The sequence below is a fragment of the Gemmatimonadota bacterium genome (assembly GCA_026706345.1).
Classification (GTDB): domain Bacteria; phylum JAAXHH01; class JAAXHH01; order JAAXHH01; family JAAXHH01; genus JAAXHH01.
The window spans coordinates 16723-42782 of sequence record JAPOYX010000037.1 but is presented as its reverse complement, the minus strand read 5'-3'; the positions used below and the strand labels follow the sequence as shown (position 1 = coordinate 42782).

Below are 26060 nucleotides of genomic sequence, written 5' to 3'. Positions count from 1 at the left end.
AAGAGATGGAACACTGGAACGATCTACCCATAAAGGAACGGAAAGCCGGACCGGATATCTATAGGGTGTATCCCTATTTCGCCCGGTTTTTTCACCGGAATCGAAAAAACCCTGTTGCCCAGTATTGCACGGGGTGGAGTGTCTCCTTTAACGAACGGTTCATTATTCCAGATTGATCAGACCGAGTTTGACCGCCGTTCGGATCAGATCGGGAAGACTGTGCGTGTTCAGTTTCGCCATCAGATTGATGCGATGATTTTGCACGGTTTTTATACTGATTCGCATGGTTTCGGCTATCTGGGGATTGGACCGCCCCGATACGATAAGTCGAAGGATTTCGCGCTCCCGGGGAGTAAGCTGGGGCGGTGTGCCGTGGGGGTACTCCCCATACAGGTAATCGGCATGATCCATGGCCCGGGATTGGTAAGTGACGCCCCTGCAAACGGTACGTATCGCTTCGACCAGCTCTTCGCCGGCTGATTTCTTGAGCACGTAGCCCCTGGCGCCGTTGTCCAGCGCTTTCCGGATCAGATCGGGATCTGAATGCATCGACATCATGACCACCTGGATCTCGGAAAACGACGCGCGTATCCTCCTCGTCGCTTCGATGCCACCGATACCGGGCATCTCAACGTCCATCACGATGACGTCCGTCCGGACTCGATGCACGACATCAATCACGTCGCGGCCGTCCGTGGCCTCGGCGACTATTTGTATATCGGGTTCTTTCGAGAGCAAATCCCGAAGTCCCTGCCGAATCAGATGATGATCGTCTGCGATCACTACGTGTATCATATGATGTTCGTCATCTCCTCTTGAGGTCGTTATATGGATCATCCGGCTCTTGCTCAATTTTAACACTGAAAAAGAAGAACATCCATAGGGTGTTTCCCTATGTTCCGCATTTTCGGACGGTATCAGGGGTTGAAAAAGGTGAGAGAGGAAGGCTGCGGCCGACCGGATTGCTACCAGGCGGGGAAAGACAACGGATCATTCATCCAGGAAGGCAAGACGGTGCTTGAGGGCTACGAGTATGAGATCCGGCAGGTTGTGAACTTCCAACTTCTTCATCATGATCGCGCGGTGTTTTTCCACGGTCTTGGCGCTGATGCCCAGGACCTGCGCGGCGGCCTGGTTGGTATGTCCCTCGACGATGAGTTGAAGTATCTCCCGTTCGCGGAATGAAAGCTGCTCCAGTACGGTCGATGACTCATTCGTCGATTCCGTCTGCAGGAATCCCGATAGCACCGTTTGTGCAATCGAAGGAGAAAGATAGATTTCGCCCTTGTTGGCGGACCGGATGGCGATCAGGAGTTCCTCCACGCCGGATTTCTTGAGGAGATACCCGCTGGCCCCGCATCTGAGTGCCTGGTGTACCACGTCCTTATCCGAATGCATGGATAGTATGACGACGCGGGTATCGACGGATAGCGTCTGAATCCGCCGCGTGGTCTCGATACCGTTCAGTAAAGGCATGGCGATATCCAACATGGCTACGTCCGGCCTCTTCCGTTGTACCAGGTTCAGGGTCTCGTGACCATCGGCCGCTTCGCCGACAACTTCCATATCCTCGGCCTTTTCGATTAGAGATACGATGCTTTGACGGACCAGTTGGTGGTCGTCAGCAACAACGATCCTGATCATTTCTCCTCCAAAGGAATTGTAGCGACCAGACGGGCTCCCGCGCCTGGTTTCGAGTAAACACTCATACGGCCATTCAGCGATTCAAGGCGTTCCTGCATATCTATCAAACCGATTCCTGTTTCATCCTGATCCGAAAGTGTATCGGCAAGATCAAAGCCCCGGCCGTTATCTTGTATCGATAGTCGTACAACTTCGCCACTGCGTTTCAAGCTGACTTCCACTTGAGAGGCTTGTCCGTGTTTGGCGCAGTTCGTCAGCCCTTCCTGCAGTACACGATACAGGCAGATATCGATTGGATTGGAGATCTCCGTAGTATCCATGCCAACGTACGAGACCGGCATTTGAGTTCGTTGTGTGAAACTCTTGCATAGTCTTTCCAATGCTGAATTCAGCCCTACTGTATCCAGTGCCGGGGGACGGAGATTATGGGAGATCGCACGTAGTTTCTCCAGCGTCTCGTCGGCCAGTGCCACAGCGTCATTCAGCCGTTTTGCAGTATGATCGGCAACTCCGGACAACTCGTTCCGGGTCATTTCCAGGCTCATCTTCAGCGCCGTAAGCGCCTGTCCGGTATCATCATGGAGATCCCGTGCCAGCCGACGCCTTTCAGATTCCTGAATGTTGATGAGTCGGTTGGAAAGTCTCTTGAGGCGTTGTGTCTGCATTCTCAGCGATGTAGTTGTTTTTATATTCTTCAGCACCATCTCCAACTCAGCAGCCAGTACCAGTAACTGTTCTTTTTCTTCGCCGGTAAATGGCTCTTCCGAAACTTTGGCTCCGATTGCGATACAACCTTGAGTATGCAATTCACCACGTAGTAAGATGATGAGTTCGTAACCGAGATCTGATACCCGATTTTGGACATAAGGGTCTCCAGATTCGACTAACGGTCGTTCTGGAGACATCAGCTTCAACAACGCTTCGATTTTGCCAATTGACGCACTGAAGAAGGATCCGTCTTTCTTCGGCTCACTGTTGAACTTCTTGTTTACGTCGTACCAGGCAACCGATATCGACTTCCGAGATCCGTCGCCGAGGTAGATTGCCACATATGAGATGTCCAGCACCTCAAGCAGTTCACTTCCGGTACCGTTAAGAAGAGCGTTTCGTTCCTGAAAATGCGTTAACTCGCGTCTGAGCCTGAAAAGTCGTTGACGGTTCTCGATTTCATCACGAAACAGGTATCTGTCTATAAACCGGATGACTGCTGGTTTTACCAGGATCCAGCCACCGACGAGTATCAGGATGAATCCCGCAGTAACAACCGTAATCAACAGGTCGGAGACTTCTACACCGGTAGACCAGAAGGTTATTGTCTCATAGATAATCAGGAGCAACCCGAGACTCAGTAAGAGATTCACGCCCTGGTTGGATACAAATCGCCGAAGGCTTTTTCCGACGATGAACCTGAGGCCGAATATCCGGTGAGCCAGAACTGAATATGCAAAGGAAAGTGGCAGAATGCATTTCAACCCTACGAGGACGATATGGTCGAGCAACCAGACGAGCAATGGCAAAAAGGCGCCTTGCAGCGGTACCACTACCCATGTGGCCATGAATGTACCTGGCTGAACTATGGTCCAAACCGGTGCTAAAATGAAGGCTGACACGAATCCGACGTTGATAAACTCCAGGCGCGTGTACTGCTGTCGGCGCGCGACGGAACGTTGGGCGAGAAGCAGGCAGGCCGCTATGAAAACAACAAGAACGGGTAACGTAGGGACTGGAACAGATTCAACCAGAGAGGTGATGGTTTGTATCGATGTACTATTCCAGCCATTGGTCAGACTTAGAAGATAGATAATACGAATGACGATCCAGGCGAAGAGCGGTATCAGGATCCACCACGCCCGTTTTCGCAACCATGATCCGATTTCAGTTTCGATTGGAAATACGGTCAGGATGCTGAACAGGAGCATGAACTCAAGAAAGTAAGCCAGGGTAATGACGAAAATACTGAGTGATAGCATCCAATCAGGCCAACCAGCGATCATGGGATGGAACGCAGGCGACACGGAGAGCGCTGTTGCGAGGAAGAGCAACGCACATTGAAAAGCGATTTTATTGCCTGGGCGCCTGAATCCGATCCATGAACCGAAACATAAAAGTACAAAAGGGTAGATCAGATAGGGACCTCGCTGGAACCACGTCATCGCTCCTGCACCCAATACGAGTTCCTCCTGATTGACCTCGACGGCGTACCGTACCTGTTCTGTGGCCTCAAGCGTAAGGATACCAGCGTGCATCCTGCCGTCGCGAAGCCAGGCGAGATCGAATCGATCGCCGGGCCTGCTCCGCAAACGAGCCTGAAAATAGGCTTCGGGACGTGTCCTGAGATCCGTTCCATCAATGGAGATCACCATATCACCCGATCGCAATCCGGCTTTGTCCGCAGGGCTGTCCGCTTCTACTTGCGTGACGGTGATGCCGCCGTCCTCGCGTATGCGAACGAGATGGAACCACGTGCCCTCCTGCAGATTGTTCACCGCGCTTTTCGTCAGCCCCTTCGTCTGTATCATTTCATTTCCGAAGAACTGGATACCCGGCGACCAGTGCTCGATCTGTGTAAACCGGACCAGCGTCCACACGACCAGACCCATTTGCACGCAAAGCGCCACGACCAGCGTGCTAAGCAGAAAGTAACGCAATCCAAGTGTCTTCAACGTCTTCAACGGTGTTCTTCCTGGACGAGTGAATAACTACTGAATGCGATTCTGCAGTTCGAATCGTGGATACATTCCATTTTGTTACGAGATATAACTACATACATAGTTGACTAACGGGTTGTCGTCAACTCTTGGCGAAAGGATCAGTCTGGCGGACCGTGACTACACCGTGGGCCCATTGTAATGCCCTGAAGCCCATTTCAACATAATTGCGAGTCGTAAATACGAGGTTTAAACCAGGACAATGCGCTGCCCGAAAAACTTGACACCAGGTGTCGGTTCGTAACATATTGAAGTTTTCCCGGTAAGTTGCCTATCGAATTGAAAAAGACTCGTATTTCTGGAAAAGCAGTCCTGTAGAGGAGGGGTGTTCGTGAAGGAATACAGCATCGAAAACATCAGAAACATTTGCCTCGCGGGCCATGGGGGAAGCGGCAAGACCTCCCTGGCCGAAGCCATGCTCTTCAATGCCGGCGCCACGAACCGGCTCGGCAGCGTGGAGGACGGCAACACGGTGTCCGACTACCGCGAGGAAGAGATCGAGCACCGCATTTCCATGAACTTAACGCCCCTTCACTGCGAGTGGAACGACCATAACCTCCATATTCTGGACACGCCGGGCTATTCCGATTTCACCAGCGAAGTGCACTGCGCGATGCGCGTGACGGACAACGTGGCCATCGTGGTCAAGGCCATCGAAGGCATCGAGGTGGAGACGGAACGCGCCTGGGAATACGCGGAGCAGTACGGCCTGCCTCGCATGGTGGTAATCAATCTGCTGGACAAGGAACACGCCGACTTCTACGACGCGCTGGGCCGCATCCAGGAACGATTCGGCACCCAGGCCGTCCCTCTGCAGATACCGATCGGCGAAGGAGAAGGGTTTTCGGGCGTCGTCGACCTGGTGGCCATGAAGGCGGTGACCTTCGTGGGCGGGAAGGCAACCCACGCCGACATACCCGGCGACCTCGCCGACCAGGCCGAAGAATATCGCGAGAAGCTGATGGAGACGGTGGCGGAGTCCGACGATGAACTGCTTGAGGTCTACTTCGACGAAGGCGCCCTGACCGATGAACAGCTCCTGGAAGGGCTACGCAAGGGCGTGGGGGAAGGTGCCGTTTTTCCCGTCCTGGCCACGTGCGCTTCGGGAAACATCGGGGTCTCCGGCGTCATGGACGCGGCGGCCGCGTACATGGCGTCGCCGGCGGACCGCCCGCCGGTCACAGTCACCCGTTCGGGCGACGGCGAGGAAGTCGCCCTGGATCCGGATCCTTCCGGCCCCCTGGCCGCGCTGGTGTTCAAGACGGTCTCCGAGGCTCACATCGGGGAACTCACCTATTTCCGGGTGTATTCCGGCGAGATCAAGCACGGCGGCGACGTATACAACTCGTCCAAGAACACCTCGGAAAGGTTCGGACAGATCTACCAGACGAACGGCCACGAACGGCATGAACTGAACGCCATCCGCGCCGGCGAGATCGGCGCCACCGTGAAGCTGAAGGACACCCACACCGGCGACGGGCTGTGTGCGAGGCAGAAGGCCTTCGACGTGGACTGGGTGGAGTTCTCCGAGCCCGTGGCGAACGTGGCCGTCCTGCCGAAGAGCAAGGATGACGAGGAGAAGATCAGCACCGGCCTCTCCCGGCTGCACGAAGAAGATCCTTCCTTTACCTTCCAGTACAACAGCGAGATCAAGCAGCTGATCCTGGCGGGGGCCGGCGAGATGCACCTGGACCTCATCGTCGAACGGCTCAGCCGCCGTTTCGGCGTGGAAGTGGAGATGGTGCAGCCACGCATCCCTTACCGGGAGGCGATCAAGGGCAGGTCCGAGGCCCAGGGCCGGTTCAAACGGCAGAGCGGCGGACGCGGACAGTTCGGCGACGTCTGGCTGCGCGTGGAGCCCAGGCAGCGCGGCGAAGGCTACGAATTCGACAACGGCATCGTCGGCGGCGCTGTCCCCAGCCGCTTCATTCCGGCCGTGGACAAGGGCATCCAGGAGGCCATGGTGGAGGGCGTGATGGCCAAGTATCCCGTGGTCGACCTGAAAGCCACGCTGTACGATGGCTCCTTCCACACGGTCGATTCATCTGAAATGGCCTTCAAGGTGGCCGCGTCCATGGGATTCAAGAAGGCCTTCATGGAAGCGAAGCCGGTGCTGCTCGAACCGATTTACGAGGTGGACGTGGTCGTTCCCGAGGATTACATGGGGGACGTCATGGGCGATCTCTCCAGCCGGCGCGGGCGCATCCTGGGCATGTCGCCCCGGGGAAGCAACCAGGTGGTCCGGGCCGAGGTGCCCCTGGCCGAGCTGTACCGGTACTCGACCGTGTTGCGCTCCATCACGCACGGGCGCGGAAGCCACGCACGGAAGTTCGTGCGCTACGAGGAAATGCCCCGGGAAATCGAAACCAAGGTCATCGAAGAGTCCAAGGCCCTGGAAGAGGGATGACCGAGAGCCAAATCGACAGGATACCGGTCCGGCGGGAGCGAACGGATTGGGATGTTCGCTCCCGCCGGCGGGAAGCGTGAATACATGGATCCCTTGCTGAAGGTTGAAAACCTTTCGACCCACTTCTTCACCCGCGGCGGCGCAGTGCGTGCCGTGGACGACGTCAGCTTCGACGTGGCGGAAGGCGAAACGGTGGGCATCGTGGGGGAAAGCGGATGCGGCAAGAGCGCCACGGTGCTGTCCGTCATGCGGCTCATTCCGAGTCCGCCGGGCCGCATTGTAAACGGCAACATCCTGTTCAGGCCAGGGGCCGACGAACCGGCGGTGGACCTGCGCACCATTTCCGAACGCGAAATGCAGGAGATCCGGGGCAATATCGTCTCCATGGTGTTCCAGGACCCGATGACGTCCCTCAACCCGGTGCTGACCATCGGATGGCAACTTCGGGAGCCCCTCCAGCTTCACCTCGGCCTCGACAAGAAGGAAGCCACGGACCGCAGCATCGAACTGCTGCAGATGGTCAATATCCCGAGTCCGGAGCAGCGCCTCAACGACTACCCCCACCAGTTCAGCGGGGGCATGCGGCAGCGCGTGATGATCGCCATGGCCATCGCGTGCAACCCGAAACTGCTCATCGCCGACGAGCCGACCACGGCGCTGGACGTTACGATACAGGCCCAGATCCTGGAACTGATGATGAAGCTCCAGGAAGAACTGAACATGTCCGTCGTCATCATCACCCACGACCTCGGGGTCGTGGGCGAGGTGTGCGACCGGGTGATCGTCATGTACGCCGGCCGGATCATCGAATCGGGCCCGGTGGACACGCTGCTAGATGATCCCAAACACCCCTATACCCACGGACTGCTCCAATCGGTGCCGAAGCTCGGCCCCACGGTGAAGGAGCGCATGGAACCCATCGACGGCGTGCCGCCGAACCTGATTCAGCTCCCGCCCGGATGCCGGTTCGCTCCCCGGTGTCCGAGCCGTTTCGACCGGTGCGCGGACGATCCGGAGTTGAAAGGCGTGGCCAGCGAGCACGACTGCGCCTGCTGGTTGTATTGAAATGGGCGGCTGAGACCGACACTGGCCGTCGGCATCGGGCCGGTGACCTCGGCCGCGTACCATCCTGGAGGACGCGTTGAACGAGCCCCTGCTGCAACTGGATAACCTGGTAAAACACTTCGAACTGGAAGAAGGCCTGGGCCGCAAGGAGGAAGGCGGCACCGTGCGCGCCCTGGACGGCGTTTCCTTCTCCATCAACCGGGGCGAGACCTTCGGACTGGTGGGCGAAAGCGGCTGCGGCAAGTCCACCTTGGGACTGACGGTCCTGCAATTGTACCGGCCCACGGCGGGGAAGGTTCTCTTCGAAGGTAACGACCTGGCGGATATGTCCGAGGATGATCTGAAGCCCATCCGCAAGCGGCTCCAGATGATCTTCCAGGATCCCTACGCCTCGCTGGATCCGCGTATGACGGTGGGGAACATCGTACAGGAGCCTCTCGACATCCATCGCGTGGGCAACCGGGCGGAACGGCGGGAGAGGCTGGTCAGCCTGCTCGAGATGGTGGGACTGGGCGAGGCCTACGTCGACCGCTATCCCCACGAGTTCAGCGGCGGCCAGCGGCAACGGATCGGCATCGCCCGGGCGATCGCGCTGAACCCGAGCCTGATCATCTGCGATGAGCCGGTTTCCGCCCTGGACGTGTCGATTCAGGTCCAGATCCTGAACCTGCTCCAGGACCTGCAGAGTGAGCTCAACCTGACCTATATGTTCATCGCCCACAACCTGGCCGTCGTCGCCCACATCAGCGACCGCATCGGGGTCATGTACCTCGGCAAGCTCATCGAGGCGGGACGGACCGACGAGGTGACGAACAACGCCCAGCACCCCTACACGCAGAGTCTGCTTTCCGCGGTCCCGGAGATCAGCAAGCGGCGCCAGAAACAGCGCATTCAGCTCACGGGCGACGTCCCCAGTCCGGTCAACCCGCCCTCCGGCTGCCATTTTCATCCCCGTTGCCCCATCGCGAAGGCCGACTGCGCCGAGCACGAGCCGGAACTCAAACAAAACGACAGCGGCCACTGGGTGGCCTGTCACTATGCCTGAGGCGCCGCATGTCTGAGGCGCCGCGTCCGCAACACTAATCCGAACATGTCATCTTCTCCTTCCGACGGGCATTCCCGGCCGCGGTTCGACGTCATTACCTTCGGCGAGACGATGATCCGGTTCTCGCCGGTCGACGGCGAAATGCTGGAACAGGCCGATTTCCTTCGGGCCGACGCGGCGGGCACGGAATCCAACATGGCGGCGGCCCTGGCCAGGATGGGCGCCGCCGTGGCCTGGGTCTCCGTCCTCCCAGATCATCCTGCCGGGCGATGGATCGCCTCCCGCCTCGCCCTGCACGGCGTAGACACGTCCCACGTGGCCTGGTCGGATGGGCGGACCGACCAGGGCGACCGGGACGGTAAGACGGATGAGCTGGGTGACCAAGCCGTGCCGGCCGAGCGGATCGAACAGCCTTCGCAAGCCGAGCGGACCGAGCGACCTAATCGGGCAGGCGTTTTTTTTCTCGAACCGGGCACGCCACCGAGAGGGAGCCGGGTCGTGTACGACCGGGCCGGGTCCGCCGCAACCGGAATGACGCCCGTCGTGGTGGAAGACGCGCTGCGGTCCGGCGCCCGGATCGTGCATACGTCCGGCATAACGGCTTCCCTGAGCCCGGCGTGCCTGGAGACGGTCGCCCGGGTCCTGGGCAGCCGGGCGGAGGGCGGATACCGGACGTCTTTCGACATCAACTACCGGGCCAAGCTGTGGTCGCCCGAACGGGCCCGCACCGTCCTGGAATCGCTCCTGGACCAGGTCGAAATTCTCGTGTCGACAGCCGACGACGCGGCGTTGATCTTTGGAATGGACGGCGCTCCGGAGGAAACCATCGGCGCCCTGCGCGGGCGGTTCGGGAACGAGATCATCGTACTTACGCTGGCCGAGGGCGGGGCCGTGGGGTGGTCCGCGGAGACCGGATTTGTCCATACGACCCCTTATGAGGTGGAACCGGTCGATCGGCTCGGTGCCGGCGACGCCTTCGATGCCGGCCTGCTGTACGGCCTGCTGCGCGAAGATCTGATGGCCGGGCTTTCATACGGCACCGCGCTGTCCGCGCTGTCGTTATCGGAACGGGGCGACATGACGTGGTCTACGCTGGAAGAAGTGAAACGGATGGCTCGGCAGGCCCGTCCGGGTGGATCATGATAACGAAGGAATCTCCAAAGCGCAGGAAGATCCGGAAACCGGCCATGGAAACCGTGGGCATACTGACCCGTCGCGCACCCGACGAGCGGGGCCGGCCCTTCGGTCCGCCCACGGGTTTTTTCGAGGAATGCTGCCAGGCCGCGGCGGAGTTGAACCTGCGCACGGTCGTGTTCGACGCGGCGGACGTGGATTCCGGGGAGGGGACGGTCGAGCCGGCCACGGTCGTGGACGGCCGGTGGGTCGAATGCGGCCGAGAACCCTTTCCGACAGTCATCTACGATCGGGCGCCCGTGCTGGATCCCGCCGGTTCTCCCGCCGCGGACCGGGCGCGGGGCCTGTTCGACCGGTCGGGCATACCTTTCGTGAATCCCCGGTCCTTCATCCGCCTGGCGGTGGACAAGCTGGAAACCTGCCGGAGCCTGGCGGCCGGCGCTGTTGCCGTACCGCATACCGAATGCCTTGACGAGCGCGCCCTCCGGCACTTCCTGGTCCGTTACGATCACGTGTACATCAAGCCGCGGGCCGGGTCCCGGGGAACGGGCGTCATGGAAATCGTCCGGGGCGGGGGTGGGCGCCATGTCATCAGGACGCTGGCCGCGACCTATGAAATATGGGGCGCTCGGCCGGCCAGGGACCGGGTCATGGAATTGGCGGGCCGGTTCCGCGAGGAATCCCGCGGCTTTCTGGTGCAACAGGGGATATCGTCCGAACCGGCGGACAACAGGCGCTTCCCGCGGTTCGACCTGCGGTTGCTCATGCAGAAGACCGGCCAGGCCCGGTGGATCCTGACCGGCCTGGCGGCCCGCGTCAGCCAGACGGCCGGCCCCACGGCCAACCTGAGCAACGGCGCCCGTTCCGAGGAGGCGGAACCCGTGCTCGACGCGGTGTATGGCCGGCCGCTCAGGAAGGAGATCCTGCGCCGCGCCGCCGAGGCGTCTTTCGCGGCGTGCGGGATACTGGAATCGGAATTCGGACCTATCGGAGAAGTGGGCCTCGATATCGTGCCGGACGCCGCCGGCACGCCGTGGATTATCGAAATCAACGCCCGCCCCGGCCGGAACGTGTTCAAGCGTATAGCCCACAGCGCGGATGTCCCCGCCCCGGCCCGTCTGCGTTACGGCGCGATTCGCCGCAGGGCGGTGGCCCGTCCCTTCGAATACGCGAAGACCCTGACCGGCACGGGGTGAGCGCATGACCTACAAAGAGGCGCTGGACTATCTCTACGGCTTCGTGGACTTCGAACAGCAGCCGGGCGCCGCGCCGGAACGCATGGACCTGGCGGGCATCGGCGCCCTGACGAAAGCCCTGGGCCATCCCGAGCGGCAGTGGAAGTCGGTGCACGTGGCGGGAACCAAGGGGAAGGGGTCCACCGCCGCCATGATCGCGGCTATCGTCCGCGAAAGCGGCTACCGCGTGGGTCTGTACACGTCACCCCATCTCGTCTCGTTGCGCGAACGCATCCAGGTCGACGGCGCGCCGATATCCGAGCCGGAATTCGCGGAACTCGTGGAACGCGCGCGCCCGGCCATCGAACGAGTCCGGCTTCGGAAGGGGGACATGGGCTCCTTTTTTGATGTACTCACGGCCCTGTCCTTTGTGTATTTTAAGGAGCGCCGGATCGACTTGGCTGTGATCGAATGCGGACTCGGCGGACGGCTGGATTCGACCAATGTGATTCATTCCCTGGTCTGCGCGATTACGCCCATCGGACTGGATCACACGGACCGGCTCGGGGAGACGATCGCGGAAATCGCCCGCGAAAAGGCCGGGATCGTAAAAGACGGCGCCTGTACGATTACCGCTGCCCAGACACGGGAAGCGTCGGAGGTTATCCGGGAGGCGTGCCGGCTCCGGTCGAGTCCCCTGGTGGAAGTGGGCGTCGACGTGCGGTACGCGCACAAGGAAGAAGCGGTCGGCCGGCAGGTGGTTGATATCGAGACCGCCGCCGGGCGGTATGAAGACGTCGCGCTTTCGTTGTCAGGGGCGTACCAGGCCGCTAACGCCGCCATGGCGGTGGGCGTGGCGGAGGCGCTGGCCGAACGGGGCATGGAGATCACGCGCCGCGGTGTGCGCCGCGGCCTGTCCGCCGTTCGGCTGCCGGGACGCATGCAGGTGCTGCAAGACCGCCCCTGGGTAGTGCTTGATGGCGCCCACAACGTGCTCGCGGCCGAAAGCCTGGTAGACAGCCTGCGCCGCGTGTTCCCGGCCCGGCGCGTCATCGTCGTGCTGTCCGCCCACTGGGACAAGGCGGTAGGCGCCCTGTGTTCGGTCATCGCTCGGTACGCCGACGAGGTTTTCGTCCCCGAGCGGCGCGTGCTGCGGAACCGGCAGGCCGATCCCCGGGAAGTGGCGGAAGCCCTCAGAAGTCGTGGAACACCGGCGCGGACGGCGCCTTCGGTGGCAGCGGCCATCGCGGAATCGATGCGCCGGGCGGAACGGGAAGATCTGGTTCTCATGACGGGATGTTTCGCACTGGTGGGGGAGGCCCTGGAGGTACTGTGGGAGTTGGAACCCGAAGAGACCCGAAGTCGTTGAAAAGAATCATACCGGAAGGCGGTAGCATATGAGCGCAGGCAATCAGGCACGAGGTATCGCACCAGGCAGTCCGGTCCTGAAGCCGGCCCTTTGCGTCCTGTATCTTTTCGTTCTCGGAATCACCTCGTCCGGGGCGCAGACGTCCACGGCCGGGGCGCAGACGTCCACCGAGGCGCCACCCCATTCAGAGGCATCGGCCGCCGGAGGGGTCCAGTCGGGTGCGGCGGACGCCCAGGAAGCCGCTGGTCCGCCTGGTCCGCCTGGTCCGCCTGGTCCGGCCAGACCGGACACTTCCCTGACACCTGAGCAACACCGGCAGGCGGCACTACAGCAGTTTCTGACCGCCGTCGCCCTCGCGAAGAACAACCTGGGCGCCGTTTATTACGAGGAGGGACAGTACGACAGCGCCCGGGTCCACATCGAACATGCCCTGGAGGTCGCGCCCGGGTTCGCTGCCGCCTACCTTACGCTGGGACTTGTCCACCACGCCAGGGGGGAGATGGGCGCGGCGCTGGCGGCGTTCAAGAAGACTGTGGAGGGTGATTCGCTTAGCGTCGCGCGCATGAATACCGTACCGTCCGATACCGTCTACGCCTGGGCCCGGAGCCAGTACGACAGGCTGATGGAGGGAACGCCGGACCTGGCCGTCGCCCATACCGACATGGCAATCGTGTATAACCAGGGCGGGTACCTGAACGAAGCGATCCACCATTACCGGCAGGCCATTGAGGATGATTCCTCCTACGTCGACGCCTATACGAATCTCGGTAAGGTCTATACCGATACCGAGGAATTCGAAAAGGCTGCCGATGCGTACGAGAAGGTGCTCACGTTGTCTCCCCCGGAGGAACAGTTGCCCAGGATCCATCTCAATCTCGGCGTTTCATACATGGGAATGGACCGCGTCGACGACGCGATCACGGAATGGAAGCGGGCCGTCAACCTGTCGCCGGACTACATGGACGCCTACATGAACCTGGGAACCGCTTACCAGAGCAAGAACATGCCCGACAGCACGCGTGCAGTCTGGGAAAGGGCCCTGGAAGTCGGCGGCCGGTCGGTCGTGCCCCGTATGGCGCTGGGTCGCCTGGCGCTGGCCGAAGGCCGCCTGTCCGACGCTTTGGGCTACTACCGGGAGATACTCGACCTGGGCGCGAAAGATCCGCGCATTTACGCGGAAATCGCCTTGATTCACGAACGGCGGGAGGACTTCGACCAGGCAATTGCTCACTATGAACAGGCGCTTGAGCTGGCACCCGATACCGCACAGTTGAAGGGGGCGTTGAACCGGGTCAGGCGGACCGTGGAAGAGCGGGCGAAGGCCATCGAATCCAACAAGATCCGCGTTCGCCAGATCGTCGTCGCTACCCGGGCGGAAGCGGACGCCGTGATGGGACGGTTGACCGCCGGCGCCGATTTCGCCGAACTGGCCCGGGAAACGTCCATCGATTCGAGTCGTGACCAAGGCGGCGACCTCGGGTTCTTCGGCCCGGACGAAATGATCCCGGAATTCGAGGCGGCGGCGATGGGGCTGGACGTCGGTGAACTAAGCGGTATCGTGGAGACGCCAATGGGATTTCACATCATCAAGCGAATCGAATAGCACGGCGGCGCGAAAGACCGGTCCCACCTCGAATGGCACGGTGGCGCGACAGGCCGGTGGTCCCACCCGGGATCGCGAGGGAAAGTCTCGAAGAAGGAAGGCGCTGAAATGGAGCAGGTCGTCATCATCGGAGGGGGGCCGGCGGGATACACGGCGGCCCTGTACGCCGCGCGGGCGAACCTGTCGCCCGTCGTGTTGACCGGCAGCACGATCGGCGGCCAGTTGTCGCTTACCAGCGAGATCGAAAACTTCCCGGGATTCCCCGAGAGCTTGGGCGGCATGGACCTCATGGACCGCATGCGGCAGCAGGCCGAGCGCTTTGGCGCGGTCATGAAGTACGAGGATGTCTCTTCGGTGGATTTCGATCCGGGGGCGCACAGGATCAGGACGGACCGGAACGAATACACGGCGAAGGCCGTGGTGATCAGTACCGGTTCGTCGCCGCGGCTGCTCGACGTGCCGGGCGAGGCCACCTTCTTCGGCCGGGGCGTGTCGACCTGCGCGACCTGCGACGGCGCCTTCTACCGGGACCGGAAGGTCGCGGTAGTGGGCGGAGGCGACAGCGCCATGGAGGAAGGCCTCTTTCTGACCCGGTTCGCCAGCCGAGTCTGGATCATACACCGCCGGCGCGAGTTACGGGCGAGCCGGATCATGCAGGAAAGGGCCCTGGAACATCCGAAGATAGCATTCCTCTGGGGATCCGTGGTCGACGAGGTGCTGGGTGAGGAAACCACCGGCGTAACCGGCGTGCGTGTCCGGGAGCTTGCTACGGACCGGGAAAAGGTCCTGGACGCCGAGGGTCTCTTCATCGCCATCGGGCATACACCCAATACGGCCCTGTTCAAGGACAAGCTCGATGTGGACGAGCAGGGTTACATCCTGACCGACCGGAGGCAGCACACCAGCGTTCCCGGCGTGTTCGCGGGCGGGGACGTGCAGGACCACGTATACCGCCAGGCCGTTACGGCGGCAGGGACGGGTTGTGCGGCCGCCATGGAAGCGGAGAAATATATCGCTGAAAACGGGAGTTAAGCGGCCGGTCAGGCCGTGCGGTCAGGCCGTGTGTGCGTCGTGCTTCACCACGTCGAGCCGCGGGTTTCCGATGGTGACCTTGGAATGGGGCGGCACCGATTCCGTCAGCCATACGTTGGCCCCGATGACGGAGTCGTGCCCGATGGCCGTTTCACCGCCCAGGATCGTCGCCCCGGAGTAGATCACCACGTCGTCTTCGATGGTGGGATGGCGCTTGCCGCCCTTGACGAGACGGCCGCCTTCATCTTTCCTGAAACTCAGTGCGCCCAGCGTCACGCCCTGGTAGAGCTTGACGTTCTTGCCGATCAGCGCGGTCTCCCCGATAACGACGCCGGTGCCGTGGTCTATGAAAAAGCGGGTGCCGATGGTCGCGCCGGGGTGGATGTCGATCCCCGTACGGCTGTGGGCGTGCTCGGAGATGATCCTCGGGATAAGCGGCGTTTTCTGCAGATACAGTTCATGGGCGATCCGGTAGGTGGCGATGGCTTCCACGCACGGGTAGCTGAGGATGATTTCGTCGTGGCTCTTGGCCGCGGGATCGCCGTCGTAGGCGGCTTCCACGTCGCCCATGAGCAGTTCCCGGATACCGGGAATGGCCTCCAGGAGTTCGAGTGCGATCCTGTCGGCGATCTCCTCGCAGGCCACGGGGTCCTTGCCCTTGCACTGCGCGTCGTGCATGAGGCTCCGGGTCACTTCCTCTCTCAGGCGGATGTAGATGGCGTCCACCAGTCCGTCCACGTAGAAGGCCACGTTCTTCGTCATGAGCGGCTCGGCGCCGAAGTAGCCGGGAAAGCAGAGCGTGAGCAGGTCCTTCAGGATACCGTAGACCCGTTCCCTGGAAGGCAGGTTCTTGCCGTCGATACGGTTCAGGCCGCCGATCGTGTCGTAGGACTGTACGATCTGGGAGGCCAGCGCACCGATTTGACTGCGCGTTTCGGACATGGTCATATTGCAGATCGGTACCAGTTTCTGGTCGGACGGCTTTCTGCGCCTCGGACGATTCATGATGGCCTGTCTTCCGGTTTTCAGGACCAGTATCAAGCCGTGCCAGGGTCGGAACGGATCTTTCCTTGCGGACCCTGGCGCCGCTGTCTGAATCTCGAAGATCCATCGCGGTAAGTCAAGCGATTTCTTTTGTTAACGACACGGCAGCTATCGTTCCACGCCTGCTACAAAGCAGTTGCCAGGAGCGTCTGAGAGCCGTTATATTGCACTTGTTCCGCATGGCGTACCGCGCCCCCGATCAACGAGCAGCGATCCCCATGGATTTCAAACGAACAGCCTGTCTTACGATGCTCTGCGTGTGTCTGCTTGCCGCCGCTCCACCGGCCGCGGGGCAGGCGGCCGGCGGGTTCATGGATGTCGATGACGTGAAGCCGGGCATGCGCGGATACGGCCTCTCGGTTTTCCAGGATGCCCGGATCGACACTTTCAACGTCGAAGTGCTGGGCGTCATGAAGAACACATTCTACGCGAAGCACGACATCATCATGGTCGGGGTATCGGGGCCATACGTCGACGAAGCGGGCGTAATTGCGGGGATGAGCGGCAGCCCCGTGTACATCGAAGGAAAACTCGTCGGCGCGCTGGCTTACCGCTTCGGGCAGTTTCCGATGAAACCCATCGGCGGCGTCACGCCGATAAGTCATATGCTGGCCATTCGCGATGTCGTGGACGCGGATGCTCTACCGGGGCGGAACACACCGGGCGACACGTTCAATGGAATGGGCGACGGCCGGGGCGGCGATTTGCCGAACGACGCGTTCTTCGATCCGGAATTCCCGCGGCCGGACGACGACCGGGCCGCAACGGAGTCCTCCAGGCCGGGGGAAACGCCCGCGGGTCCGTCCAGCCTCCAGCCCATCGCCGTGCCCATGGTGTTTTCGGGTTTCCACCCCATGACGGTGAGCCTTTTTGAAAACGAACTGCGCCGGCACGGGCTCGTTCCGGTCTCCGGCGGCGGCAGTGCGGGCGGGGGCGTTCCAGTCGGGGTGTCCGGTGCGGTTTCGGGCGGCGGCGACACGGCCCCGGAACAGGCCGGCCCGGCGTCGAAGGGCGCGCGGTCCGTTCTGGAGCCCGGCTCCGCCGTGAGCGCTCAGCTTATCCGGGGTGATTACAATCTTTCCGGCACGGGGACGGTCACCTGGCGTGATGAAGACGCCATACTGGCCTTCGGGCATCCCTTCCTGTGGACAGGCGCCCTGAACATCCCGATGAACCGGGCCGAAATCATCACGGTCATTCCGGACCAGACCGGGTCCACGAAGATCAGCAGCGTGACGGACGAAGTCGGCTCGGTCCTTTGGGACCACACGAACGGAATCTACGGACAACTCGGCGATACGGCGCGCATGATACCGGTGGAGCTTGTCTACGGCGATAACACCAGGCCGGACCGGAACTACCGGTTCGACGTGATGATGGCGAACGGCTGGACGCCGCTGCTGGTGAACATGGCCGTGGCAAATACGATCTTCGCGAACGGCCGGGCGTCCGGCGAGCGGACCATAACGCTCCGCGGCAGGATCGGCCTGCGGGGCCATCCGGACGTCGTCTTCGACGACCAGTTCTCCGGGCAGGCGTCCCTGGCGTCCCTGGCGAGAGATGTGAACAGCGTGCTCAATTTCGTGCTCGACAACCGGTTCGTTACCCCGATGATCGAGTCCGTCAAGATCGGGATCCATTCGTCAAACGAACGCAGGACGGCCGTCATCGAAGACGTCTGGTTCGGGTCGGAAACCCTGAAGCCGGGCGACACGCTGGAGGTCAGGATATTCCTCAGGCCCTACCGGGGAGACCGGCTGGTCAAGCGGATCGACGTGGCTATTCCCAAGAACATATCCAACGGACCGGTACAGGTGCTTGTCGGGTCCGCCCAGGCCGTCACCCGCCACGATCTCAATACCGTTCCCCAGCGGTACAGGCCCACGGACGGTCCCCGCCTGATCGAGCTGCTCAACAACCGCCGCACGGGAAACCGGGTCTATCTGAAGATGTTCCAGGCGGGCGCGGGCGGTATCGTGAAGGGGAGGGAGATGCCCGGCCTGCCTCCATCGGTCCTCGCCGTCATGGATTCCGAGCGGACGAAAGGCAGTTTCATTCCGATCCGCGAGAAGGTGGTGGCCGAAGAAACGATCCGAACGGACTATGTCGTAGCCGGGCAAAACTGGAGCCGGCTGACCGTAAAGCGATAGGAGCGATCTTGAACCAGGTCCAGGGATGGCGTGTTCCATGTACGATCGCGGTGTTTCTGCTGGTCGCGGGCGCGGTCCTCGCGTCGACGCCGGTGATCTGGAAACAGGCCGGACACGGGGATTTTCTCAAGGGAGAGACCAGGGGAGTTTCCATTACCGCCAAGGGCCGCCTGACCCTTTCGCCGGTCCTGGACCCCGTCTTCGAGAGCGACGAGCCCCTGGTATGGTGCCTGGCATCCGATTCCAGGGACAACCTGTACGCGGGTACGGGAAACGACGGCAGGCTGTACCGTATCGATTCCACTGGTGAATCCGAGGTGTTTTTCGATGCGGAGGAACTGGAAATCCGCAGCATCGCGATCGACCGGAATGACCGGCTGTACGCCGCCACCTTCCCCGACGGCCGGATCTACCGGATTGACCCGGACGGGTCCCACTCGGTGTTTTTCGATCCCGCGGACGAGGGCGCTGCTGACGGAGACACGCGTTACATCTGGTCGCTGGCCGTGGACGCGGAAGGGAACCTGTACGCGGGAACGGGAGAGCAGGGACGCGTCTATCATATCGACGGAAACGGGGAGGGACGTATCCTGGCGGAACTGGAGGAGGCCCATGTCATGGCCCTGGCCGTGGATGGGGCCGGCCGGCTGGTCGCCGGTACCGAGCCGGGCGGCCGGATCTACCGGATCACGCCGTCAGGTGTCCTGTCGGTCCTCTACGATTCTCCTCACAGCGAAGTGAACACCCTGCGGGTCGATGAAGACGGATACGTGTTCGCCGCCGCGCAGAGTGGACCGCGCCGGGGCAGCCGCTCCGGTTCGCCTGTGCCCCCGCCGTCCCAGGGCGCTTCCGAGGAACAGGGCGGCGAGCCGGTACGGAACATGGTCGAAGTGACGGCTTCGACGGACGGAGCCGTCGGTCCTCCCGGCCGTGGTTTCGCCACGGGAGGAAGCGTCGTTTACAGGATAGATCCCGAAGGGCGGGTGGAAGAGTGGTGGCGGTCCCAGGCGGACCTGTGCCTGTCCATGGCGTTGCGCGGGGACGGTGAACTGCTCATTGGTACCGGCCCCCGCGGCAGGCTTTACCGGGTCCGGGAACGGGGCCGCGGCACGTTGCTGAGCGAATTGCAGGAATCCCAGGTCACGGCGCTGATGCCTTTTGCCTCGGGCGGCGTAGTCGCGGCAACGAGTAATCGCGGCAATCTGTACCACCTGCGTTCGCGGCCCGTGGGCGAAGGCGAGTACGAGTCCGATGTAAAGGACACCCGTGGCCGCGCCCGGTGGGGACGTATCCGATGGGAGGACGAGCAACCCCCGGGGACGGCGGTCCGTCTGTACGCACGCTCCGGAAATACGGACTCCCCGGACCAGACCTGGAGCGACTGGACCGGTCCCTACGCCGAATCGGAAGGGGAAGCCCTGGTCTGCCCGCCCGCCCGCTACCTGCAGTGGAAGGCGGTGATGAGCACGCAAAACGAAGAATCCCCCTCGGTCCTGTCCGTTTCGGCTGCCTACCTTACGCGGAACAATCCGCCCAGGGTGCATTCGGTCACGGTATACGAACCGGGGGTCTACCTGCGCGACGCCCCGGCGGGTTCCGGGGAACAGAACAGAGATCTCCCCCCGGGTATCGCCGCGCAGATCGGAGGTCGCGGCGGCGGCCTTGGACAGCAGGCCTCGCCGGGCGCCCCCACTTACAGGAAGGGCATGCGGGCATTGGCTGTGCAGGCGAGCGATCCCGACGGGGACGGACTGTCCTACGACATCTACTTCCGGGGCGAAGCGGAAGAAACTTGGAAGCTCCTGGAGTCGGGAAGGCGCGTCCCATCCTATTCGTGGGATTCCGAGACCTTTCCGGATGGATCATACGTCCTCCGGGTCGTGGCCAGCGACGCGCCTTCGAATCCGCCGGACCAGGCGCTGGAGGCGGAATACCTCAGCGAACCGTTCCTGGTGGACAATACCGGTCCGCTGGTATCCGGGATCAATGTGGCGGACGCCAGGCTGTCCTTCAGGGTCCGGGACGGCGCCAGTCCCCTGTTCCGGGTCGACTACGCCATTGACGGGGGCGACTGGCGCGTGGTCCACCCGGAGGACGGCGTAACGGATTCGGAGACGGAGGAATTCGAGATCGCCCTGGATGGACTGGAAGCCGGCGAACATACCCTCGCCATTCGCGCCAGGGACACGTCCAACAACACGGGTACGGGTAAACGGGTCGTCACGATCCCCTGAGGAGGCCAAGGTGTCCGGTCATTCCAAGTGGAGCACCATAAAGCGGAAGAAGGAACAGAAAGACGCGGCGCGCGGGAAGATCTTCACCCGGGTCATCAAGGAGATCACCATCGCCGCGCGGCAGGGCGGCGGCTCGGTAACCGGCAACCCCCGGCTCCGGACGGCCGTACTCGCCGCCAGGGCGGAAAATGTGCCCCAGGCCAATGTCGACCGGGCCATCGCCCGAGGTACGGGTGACCTGGACGGCGTGCATTACGAGGAACTGGTCTACGAGGGCTACGGCCCGGCCGGCGTGGCGCTGCTGGTGGAAGCGGTGACGGACAACAAGAACCGTACCACGTCCGAGATGCGCCATGCCTTTACCAAGAACGGCGGCAACATGGGGGAAGCGGGCTGCGTGGCCTGGATGTTCGACCAGAAGGGCACGATCGTCGTGGACAAGAACGGGATCGACGAGGACGAGGTCATGATGGCCGCCCTCGACGCCGGCGCGGAAGACATCCTGGACGAGGGGGATACGCTGGATGTGTTGACGTCCGTTTCCGATTTCGAATCGGTGAGAACCCGGCTCGAAGAAAGCGGCTATGCCTCCATGCGGGCGGAAATCGGCCGCATCCCGCAGTCGACCGTGGCCGTCGCGGGCAAGGAAGCGGAACAGCTCCTCCGGTTGATGGAGGTCCTCGAGGACCACGACGACGTGCAGCATGTCTACGCCAATTTCGATGTGGACGACAAGGTGCTGGAGGAAATGAACGGGTAGCGGGTATCCATGATCATCCTCGGAATCGATCCGGGCAGCGTGATTACGGGATACGGCGTGATCGAGGCCCGGGGCAGACAGTGCCGGCTGTTGGACCAGGGCGTGTTGCGTCCGGGATCGCGTAAAGCCCTCGCGGACCGGCTCAAGGTCATCTACGACGGCCTGTGCGAGGTCATAGACCGGAACAGCCCGGAACTGGTGGCCGTCGAGTCCACTTTCGGCGGACGGTTTCCCAGGGCGGCGCTCGTACTGGGACACGCCCGGGGGGTCGCCCTCCTGGCCGCGGCGAACCGGGGACTGCAGGTCTGTGAGTACGCCCCGCGCGAAGTGAAGATGGCCGTCGTCCGTGCGGGAGGTGCATCGAAGCAGCAGGTCCAGTACATGGTAAGCGCCATGCTGAACCTCGACCGGGGCCCCGGCCGGGAACCCCTGCCGGAGGACGCGTCGGACGCATTGGCGGTCGCGATATGTCACTATCACAGGATAACCGGAGGGATCAAGGCAGTTGATCGCATTCGTCGAAGGTGAGCTGGTCGACAAGCAGCCCGACGGCATCACGGTTTCCGTCGGCGGGATCGGCCTGCAAATGTTTGTTCCCTTGTCCACGTACCGGGCCCTGGGCCCCCCGCGTTCGCAGGTCCGCGTGGAAACGGTGCTCCACACGCGAGAAGACGGCATGCAGCTCTACGGGTTCGCGACCGTGGACGAGAAGCGTCTTTTCGAAGTGCTGATCACGCTGCCCGGCATCGGGCCCGGCGTGGCCCTGAACATTCTTTCCGGCGCGACGGTCGCGGAGTTTACCGCCGCGATCATCAACGAAGATGTCGGCAAGCTGGTCTCGTTGCCCAAGATCGGCCGAAAGACCGCGCAACGGCTGATCATGGAACTGCGCGATAAGCTGGCCTCCATGGATACCGGCGCGGCGGAGGCGCTGCCCGTGGCGCCGGCGGGAGAGTCGCCCGAAGTGGACGATGCGATCATGGGCCTGGTGTCTCTGGGCTTTGAACATCCCGAAGCGCGCAGGCTGGTCATCCGCGTGATGTCCGAAAGCCCGGAGTCCCCCGAGGCGGAGGAAATCATACGATCGGTGCTCCAGAGCCAGGGAGGGCGGTAGATGGACGAACGGGACTACCCGTTGACCGACCCGGACCGATTCGACGAGGATACGGAGTTCGACCGCGTACTAAGGCCTGGCCGTTTCGATGAATTCCCCGGCCAGGAAAAGGCCAAGGCGGAGCTGCGGCTCTACATCGAGGCCGCGAAGACCCGCGGAGAGAACCACATCGACCACGTGCTGCTCCACGGACCGCCGGGACTGGGCAAGACCACGCTGGCCACCATTCTCGCCAACGAAATGGGCGTGGAGATACGTCAGACCGCCGGACCCGTGCTGGACAAACCGGCCGATCTGGCGGGCCTGCTGACTAACCTGCAACCGGGAGACGTGTTCTTCATCGACGAGATCCACCGCCTGAACCACGTGGTGGAAGAGCACATGTACGCCGCCATGGAGGATTTCAAGATCGACATCCTGGTGGACCGAGGGCCGAGCGCCCGTTCCCTTTCCCTTAGCCTGGACCATTTCACCCTGGTGGGCGCGACGACCCGCACGGGCCTGTTGACGGCGCCGCTCCTGGCGCGTTTCGGCATCCCCATCCGGCTCGATTTCTACACGCCGGACGAACTGTTCCTGATCGTCATGCGGGCGGCCGAAATCATCGGTGTAGAGACCGATGACGCCGGTGCGATGGAGATCGCCCGGCGGTCCAGGGGAACGCCTCGCATCGCCAACCGGTACCTGAAGCGGGTTCGGGACTACGCCCAGGTCAAAGGCGATGGACGCATAACCGGGGAGACCGCGAAGGCCGCCTTCGAGATGCTGGGCGTGGACCTCATGGGCCTGGACGACATGAACCGCCTGATCCTCACGGCCATCATCGAAAAATACGAGGGCGGTCCCGTAGGCCTGAATACGCTGGCCGTGGCCGTGGGTGAGGAAAGCGGGACGCTCGAGGAGGTATACGAGCCCTATCTCATTGTCCAGGGCCTGATCAAGCGGACGCCTCGGGGCAGGGTGGCCACCGAACTGGCGTACGGACACCTGGGATTCACCGCGCCACCAAGGCCGCAGGCCGGACTGTTCGACTGACGGCAGGCAGGACGCGCGCCGCCGCGGTCCGGCCGGCTCTTGGCCGGCGCGATCCGCCGGACAGCCCTTCGCCGTTACGGTCCGACCCGCCCATTTCCGGCGCGCCGGCCTACACTGTCGATCATCCGTGAATATAGCAGAATTCGACTACACCCTGCCGGAAGACCTGATCGCCCAGTATCCCGCCGAACCCCGCGACGCATCCCGGTTGATGGTGGTGCACCGCCACGCCGGCGTGATCGAACACCGGACTTTCCGGGATATTGTCGACTACCTGGCCCCGGCCGATGTGCTGGTGCTCAACCGGACGCGGGTGATGTCCGCCAGGCTTCGGGGGGTGCGGCCGGAAACCGGCGGGCGGGTTGAAGTCGTGCTGGTCCGCGAAATGGCGTCCGACCGCTGGGAAGCCCTGCTGAAGCCGGGCGCCCGCCTCGCAAAAGGAACGCGCCTGGAGCTGGAGGGCGGCGCCCTGGCCGCCACGGTGGAGGATGACCCCGGTCCGGACATCCGCCATGTCCGCTTCGCCGGGAACGCGGACGTGGTCCGGGCCGTCGAGCAGGTGGGCCGTACGCCGCTGCCGCCTTACATCTGCCGCGCTCCGGGCACGTCCGACCGGGACCGTTACCAAACGGTCTACGCCGAGGAGTACGGCGCCGTGGCCGCGCCCACGGCCGGCCTGCATTTCACGGCTCCCCTGCTGGACCGTATACGGGCGCGGGGTACGGCCGTGGTGCCGGTCCTGCTCCATGTCGGACCGGGCACGTTCCAGCCGATCCGCGCCGGCGCCGTAGAGGACCACGAGATGGACGCGGAGTACTACAGGGTGGACGCGCATCAGGCGGAAGCGATCCTGGGCAGGCGGAGCGAAGGGCGCGTGGTGGCCGTCGGAACCACGGTCGTGCGCATCCTGGAGACGATCGCGGCGGGCGGCGGCGGCAATGGTGGAGGATCCGCCGCCGATAGAACATCCGGAACCGTAGGCGTGTCCGGCGAAGGAGGCGTGTCCGCGACAGGACTCGAACCGCGCCGGTACGAGGGCCGTACCCGGTGCTACATTTATCCTCCCTACGAATTTAAACTGGTCGACGCGCTGCTGACCAATTTCCACCTGCCGAAGTCGACGCTCCTGTTGCTGGTCAGTGCCTTTGCCGGCAGAGAACTGATCCTTTCCGCGTACGAGGAAGCCGTCAGGGAGAAGTACCGGTTCTACAGTTATGGCGACGCCATGCTGATCGTCTGAGGAGGAAGCGGTGTTGAAACCCGTCATGGCCATCATTCCCGCGGCCGGCCACGGCCTGCGCATGCGGTCGGATACCGAGAAGCCGTACATCACCATCGGCTGCAGGTCGATTCTGGCCCACACCCTCTCCGTCTTCGAGGCGTGTCCGGCCGTGGACGGATATGTGCTGGTGGTGGAGCCGGCCCGGGTGACGTCGTGCAGCGAACATCTGGCCGAGGCGGGCGGCGCCTACCCGAAGCTCGTGAAAGTGGTCGCGGGCGGAGTCACACGCCAGGAGTCGGTCTACCTCGGACTGATGGTCCTTGACGAGGACGTCGGGTCCGTGCTGATTCATGACGCGGCGCGACCCTGCGTCGAGCAGGACGCCCTCGAAGCGTCCGTCCTCGGGTGCGCCCGGTACGGTGGGGTGATTTCGGCCACCCCTTCCACGGATACGATGAAAATCATCCGGGACGGAAGGGTCGAGGCGACGCCCGACCGGTCGACGCTGTGGCGGGCGCAGACGCCCCAGACCTTTCCGTACCGGGTCCTGCGGGCAGCCCACGAACAGGCGCGGGAAGAGGGCTATACGGGGACCGACGACGCCGAACTGGTGGAGCGGGCCGGATACGTGGTGCGGGTTATCGAGGGCGCCCCCGACAACATCAAGGTGACCACGGCCGAAGACCTGGAAGTCGCGGAGCGTATTCTGCGGCGCCAGGGACGGATCCGACCGTAATCAGACCCGGTAAACGCAGCAAAGGACGCTGGCCATGGATGACATGCGCGTAGGAACCGGCTACGATGTCCACGCATTCGCGGACGGCAGGCCCTGCGTCCTCGGCGGCGTGACCATTCCCCACGAACGCGGCCTGCAGGGCCACTCCGACGCGGACGTGCTTTCGCATGCCATAGGCGACGCCCTGCTCGGCGCCGCCGGGCTGGGCGATATCGGGGTGCTCTTCCCCGATAACGACGAACGTTACCGTGGTATTTCCAGTCTCCTGCTGCTCCAACGGATTGTTGACGCACTGGGCGAATCGGGTTATACTATATCGAATGTGGACGCCACCGTCGTCGCGGAACGTCCGAAACTGTCGCCCTTCGTACCGCTGATGCGCGGCCGCCTCGGCGAAGCCCTCGGATTGCCGGACGACCGCGTGTCGATCAAGGCCACAACTTCAGAAAGACTCGGATTCACCGGACGGGAAGAAGGCATCGCGGCCCACGCCGTGGTATTGATCCGTTCCGCCGACGACGGGTAAAGTGCGTTTTTAGAACGACGACGGGTAAAGTGCGTTTTAGCGCACTGTTTCCGTGCG

General features: G+C 62.4%; 21 protein-coding genes. 17 read left to right on the top strand and 4 right to left on the bottom strand.

Annotated elements, in window-relative coordinates; genetic code table 11:
• Positions 1-162 precede the first annotated feature (162 nt).
• From OXG98_04015 to OXG98_04005, 3 genes are all read right to left on the bottom strand, one after another.
• Positions 163-795 (bottom strand): response regulator transcription factor, encoded by a 633-nt coding sequence (locus OXG98_04015; protein ID MCY3771172.1) that lies wholly within the window; start codon positions 793-795, stop codon positions 163-165.
• 195 nt (positions 796-990) lie between these two features.
• A complete protein-coding gene (locus OXG98_04010) occupies positions 991-1644 on the bottom strand; it encodes a response regulator transcription factor (GenBank protein ID MCY3771171.1) in 654 nt (217 codons plus the stop codon).
• A complete protein-coding gene (locus OXG98_04005; GenBank protein MCY3771170.1) occupies positions 1641-4316 on the bottom strand; it encodes a histidine kinase in 2676 nt (891 codons plus the stop codon). Before OXG98_04005 ends, OXG98_04010 begins: the two co-directional genes overlap by 4 nt.
• Before the next feature lie 367 nt (positions 4317-4683).
• Here OXG98_04005 and fusA point away from each other — a divergent pair, with 367 nt between their 5' ends.
• The 8 genes from fusA (at position 4684) to trxB (ending at position 15182) form a co-directional block, all read left to right on the top strand.
• On the top strand, positions 4684-6759 hold the full coding sequence (gene fusA / locus OXG98_04000) for an elongation factor G (protein MCY3771169.1): 2076 nt from the start codon (positions 4684-4686) through the stop codon (positions 6757-6759).
• An 84-nt stretch (positions 6760-6843) separates the two neighbouring features.
• Positions 6844-7824 carry an ABC transporter ATP-binding protein gene (locus tag OXG98_03995; GenBank protein MCY3771168.1) on the top strand — a complete coding sequence of 327 codons (981 nt, stop codon included), beginning with the start codon at positions 6844-6846 and terminating at the stop codon, positions 7822-7824.
• A gap of 76 nt (positions 7825-7900) precedes the next feature.
• Positions 7901-8869: a dipeptide ABC transporter ATP-binding protein gene (locus OXG98_03990; GenBank protein ID MCY3771167.1), complete on the top strand. Its 969-nt coding sequence runs from the start codon at positions 7901-7903 to the stop codon at positions 8867-8869.
• Between the two features lie 45 nt (positions 8870-8914).
• Positions 8915-10012: a sugar kinase gene (locus OXG98_03985; GenBank protein ID MCY3771166.1), complete on the top strand. Its 1098-nt coding sequence runs from the start codon at positions 8915-8917 to the stop codon at positions 10010-10012.
• Positions 10009-11199: a YheC/YheD family protein gene (locus OXG98_03980; protein MCY3771165.1), complete on the top strand. Its 1191-nt coding sequence runs from the start codon at positions 10009-10011 to the stop codon at positions 11197-11199. Before OXG98_03985 ends, OXG98_03980 begins: the two co-directional genes overlap by 4 nt.
• Positions 11200-11203: 4 nt before the next feature.
• Positions 11204-12547 carry a bifunctional folylpolyglutamate synthase/dihydrofolate synthase gene (locus tag OXG98_03975; protein ID MCY3771164.1) on the top strand — a complete coding sequence of 448 codons (1344 nt, stop codon included), beginning with the start codon at positions 11204-11206 and terminating at the stop codon, positions 12545-12547.
• Positions 12548-12575: 28 nt separating this feature from the next.
• Positions 12576-14150 (top strand): tetratricopeptide repeat protein, encoded by a 1575-nt coding sequence (locus OXG98_03970; protein MCY3771163.1) that lies wholly within the window; start codon positions 12576-12578, stop codon positions 14148-14150.
• Positions 14151-14258: 108 nt separating this feature from the next.
• A complete protein-coding gene (gene trxB, locus OXG98_03965) occupies positions 14259-15182 on the top strand; it encodes a thioredoxin-disulfide reductase (GenBank protein ID MCY3771162.1) in 924 nt (307 codons plus the stop codon).
• 21 nt (positions 15183-15203) lie between these two features.
• Here the strand turns inward: trxB and OXG98_03960 are convergent, their stop codons facing one another.
• The gene (locus OXG98_03960; GenBank protein MCY3771161.1) at positions 15204-16187 is read right to left on the bottom strand and encodes a serine acetyltransferase; all 984 of its coding nucleotides are present in this window, start codon (positions 16185-16187) and stop codon (positions 15204-15206) included.
• Positions 16188-16444: 257 nt separating this feature from the next.
• On the opposite strand from OXG98_03960, the gene OXG98_03955 reads away from it, so the two are divergent.
• The 9 genes from OXG98_03955 to ispF all read left to right on the top strand — a co-directional run bounded on the left by OXG98_03955 (position 16445) and on the right by ispF (position 26003).
• Positions 16445-18376 carry a hypothetical protein gene (locus OXG98_03955; protein ID MCY3771160.1) on the top strand — a complete coding sequence of 644 codons (1932 nt, stop codon included), beginning with the start codon at positions 16445-16447 and terminating at the stop codon, positions 18374-18376.
• 8 nt (positions 18377-18384) lie between these two features.
• Complete coding sequence (locus OXG98_03950) at positions 18385-20610, top strand: hypothetical protein (protein MCY3771159.1); 2226 nt, start codon at positions 18385-18387, stop codon at positions 20608-20610.
• A 10-nt stretch (positions 20611-20620) separates the two neighbouring features.
• Positions 20621-21370, top strand: coding sequence for a YebC/PmpR family DNA-binding transcriptional regulator (locus tag OXG98_03945; protein ID MCY3771158.1), 750 nt, complete (start codon positions 20621-20623; stop codon positions 21368-21370).
• A 9-nt stretch (positions 21371-21379) separates the two neighbouring features.
• Entirely contained in the window at positions 21380-21898 is a 519-nt protein-coding gene (gene ruvC, locus OXG98_03940) for a crossover junction endodeoxyribonuclease RuvC (protein ID MCY3771157.1), read from the top strand.
• Entirely contained in the window at positions 21876-22484 is a 609-nt protein-coding gene (ruvA, locus tag OXG98_03935) for a Holliday junction branch migration protein RuvA (protein ID MCY3771156.1), read from the top strand. The genes ruvC and ruvA overlap by 23 nt, the downstream gene beginning before the upstream one ends.
• A complete protein-coding gene (gene ruvB, locus OXG98_03930) occupies positions 22485-23519 on the top strand; it encodes a Holliday junction branch migration DNA helicase RuvB (GenBank protein MCY3771155.1) in 1035 nt (344 codons plus the stop codon). It abuts the gene before it with no gap.
• Positions 23520-23646: 127 nt separating this feature from the next.
• Positions 23647-24759, top strand: a complete 1113-nt coding sequence (queA, locus tag OXG98_03925; protein ID MCY3771154.1) for a tRNA preQ1(34) S-adenosylmethionine ribosyltransferase-isomerase QueA — start codon at positions 23647-23649, stop codon at positions 24757-24759.
• A 10-nt stretch (positions 24760-24769) separates the two neighbouring features.
• Positions 24770-25477 carry a 2-C-methyl-D-erythritol 4-phosphate cytidylyltransferase gene (gene ispD, locus OXG98_03920; GenBank protein ID MCY3771153.1) on the top strand — a complete coding sequence of 236 codons (708 nt, stop codon included), beginning with the start codon at positions 24770-24772 and terminating at the stop codon, positions 25475-25477.
• 43 nt (positions 25478-25520) lie between these two features.
• Entirely contained in the window at positions 25521-26003 is a 483-nt protein-coding gene (ispF, locus tag OXG98_03915; GenBank protein ID MCY3771152.1) for a 2-C-methyl-D-erythritol 2,4-cyclodiphosphate synthase, read from the top strand.
• Positions 26004-26060 lie beyond the last annotated feature (57 nt).

What these genes read in the sequence shown, in the direction of transcription:
- OXG98_04010 (MCY3771171.1), bottom strand. Translation starts at nt 1,644, where the DNA reads ATGATCAGGATCGTTGTTGCTGACGACCACCAACTGGTCCGTCAAAGC.
- OXG98_03980 (MCY3771165.1), top strand. Translation starts at nt 10,009, where the DNA reads ATGATAACGAAGGAATCTCCAAAGCGCAGGAAGATCCGGAAACCGGCC.
- OXG98_04015 (MCY3771172.1), bottom strand. Translation starts at nt 795, where the DNA reads ATGATACACGTAGTGATCGCAGACGATCATCATCTGATTCGGCAGGGA.
- ruvB (MCY3771155.1), top strand. Translation starts at nt 22,485, where the DNA reads ATGGACGAACGGGACTACCCGTTGACCGACCCGGACCGATTCGACGAG.
- OXG98_03970 (MCY3771163.1), top strand. Translation starts at nt 12,576, where the DNA reads ATGAGCGCAGGCAATCAGGCACGAGGTATCGCACCAGGCAGTCCGGTC.
- ispF (MCY3771152.1), top strand. Translation starts at nt 25,521, where the DNA reads ATGCGCGTAGGAACCGGCTACGATGTCCACGCATTCGCGGACGGCAGG.
- OXG98_03955 (MCY3771160.1), top strand. Translation starts at nt 16,445, where the DNA reads ATGGATTTCAAACGAACAGCCTGTCTTACGATGCTCTGCGTGTGTCTG.
- trxB (MCY3771162.1), top strand. Translation starts at nt 14,259, where the DNA reads ATGGAGCAGGTCGTCATCATCGGAGGGGGGCCGGCGGGATACACGGCG.
- OXG98_03960 (MCY3771161.1), bottom strand. Translation starts at nt 16,187, where the DNA reads ATGAATCGTCCGAGGCGCAGAAAGCCGTCCGACCAGAAACTGGTACCG.
- ruvC (MCY3771157.1), top strand. Translation starts at nt 21,380, where the DNA reads ATGATCATCCTCGGAATCGATCCGGGCAGCGTGATTACGGGATACGGC.
- OXG98_03985 (MCY3771166.1), top strand. Translation starts at nt 8,915, where the DNA reads ATGTCATCTTCTCCTTCCGACGGGCATTCCCGGCCGCGGTTCGACGTC.
- OXG98_03975 (MCY3771164.1), top strand. Translation starts at nt 11,204, where the DNA reads ATGACCTACAAAGAGGCGCTGGACTATCTCTACGGCTTCGTGGACTTC.
- OXG98_03995 (MCY3771168.1), top strand. Translation starts at nt 6,844, where the DNA reads ATGGATCCCTTGCTGAAGGTTGAAAACCTTTCGACCCACTTCTTCACC.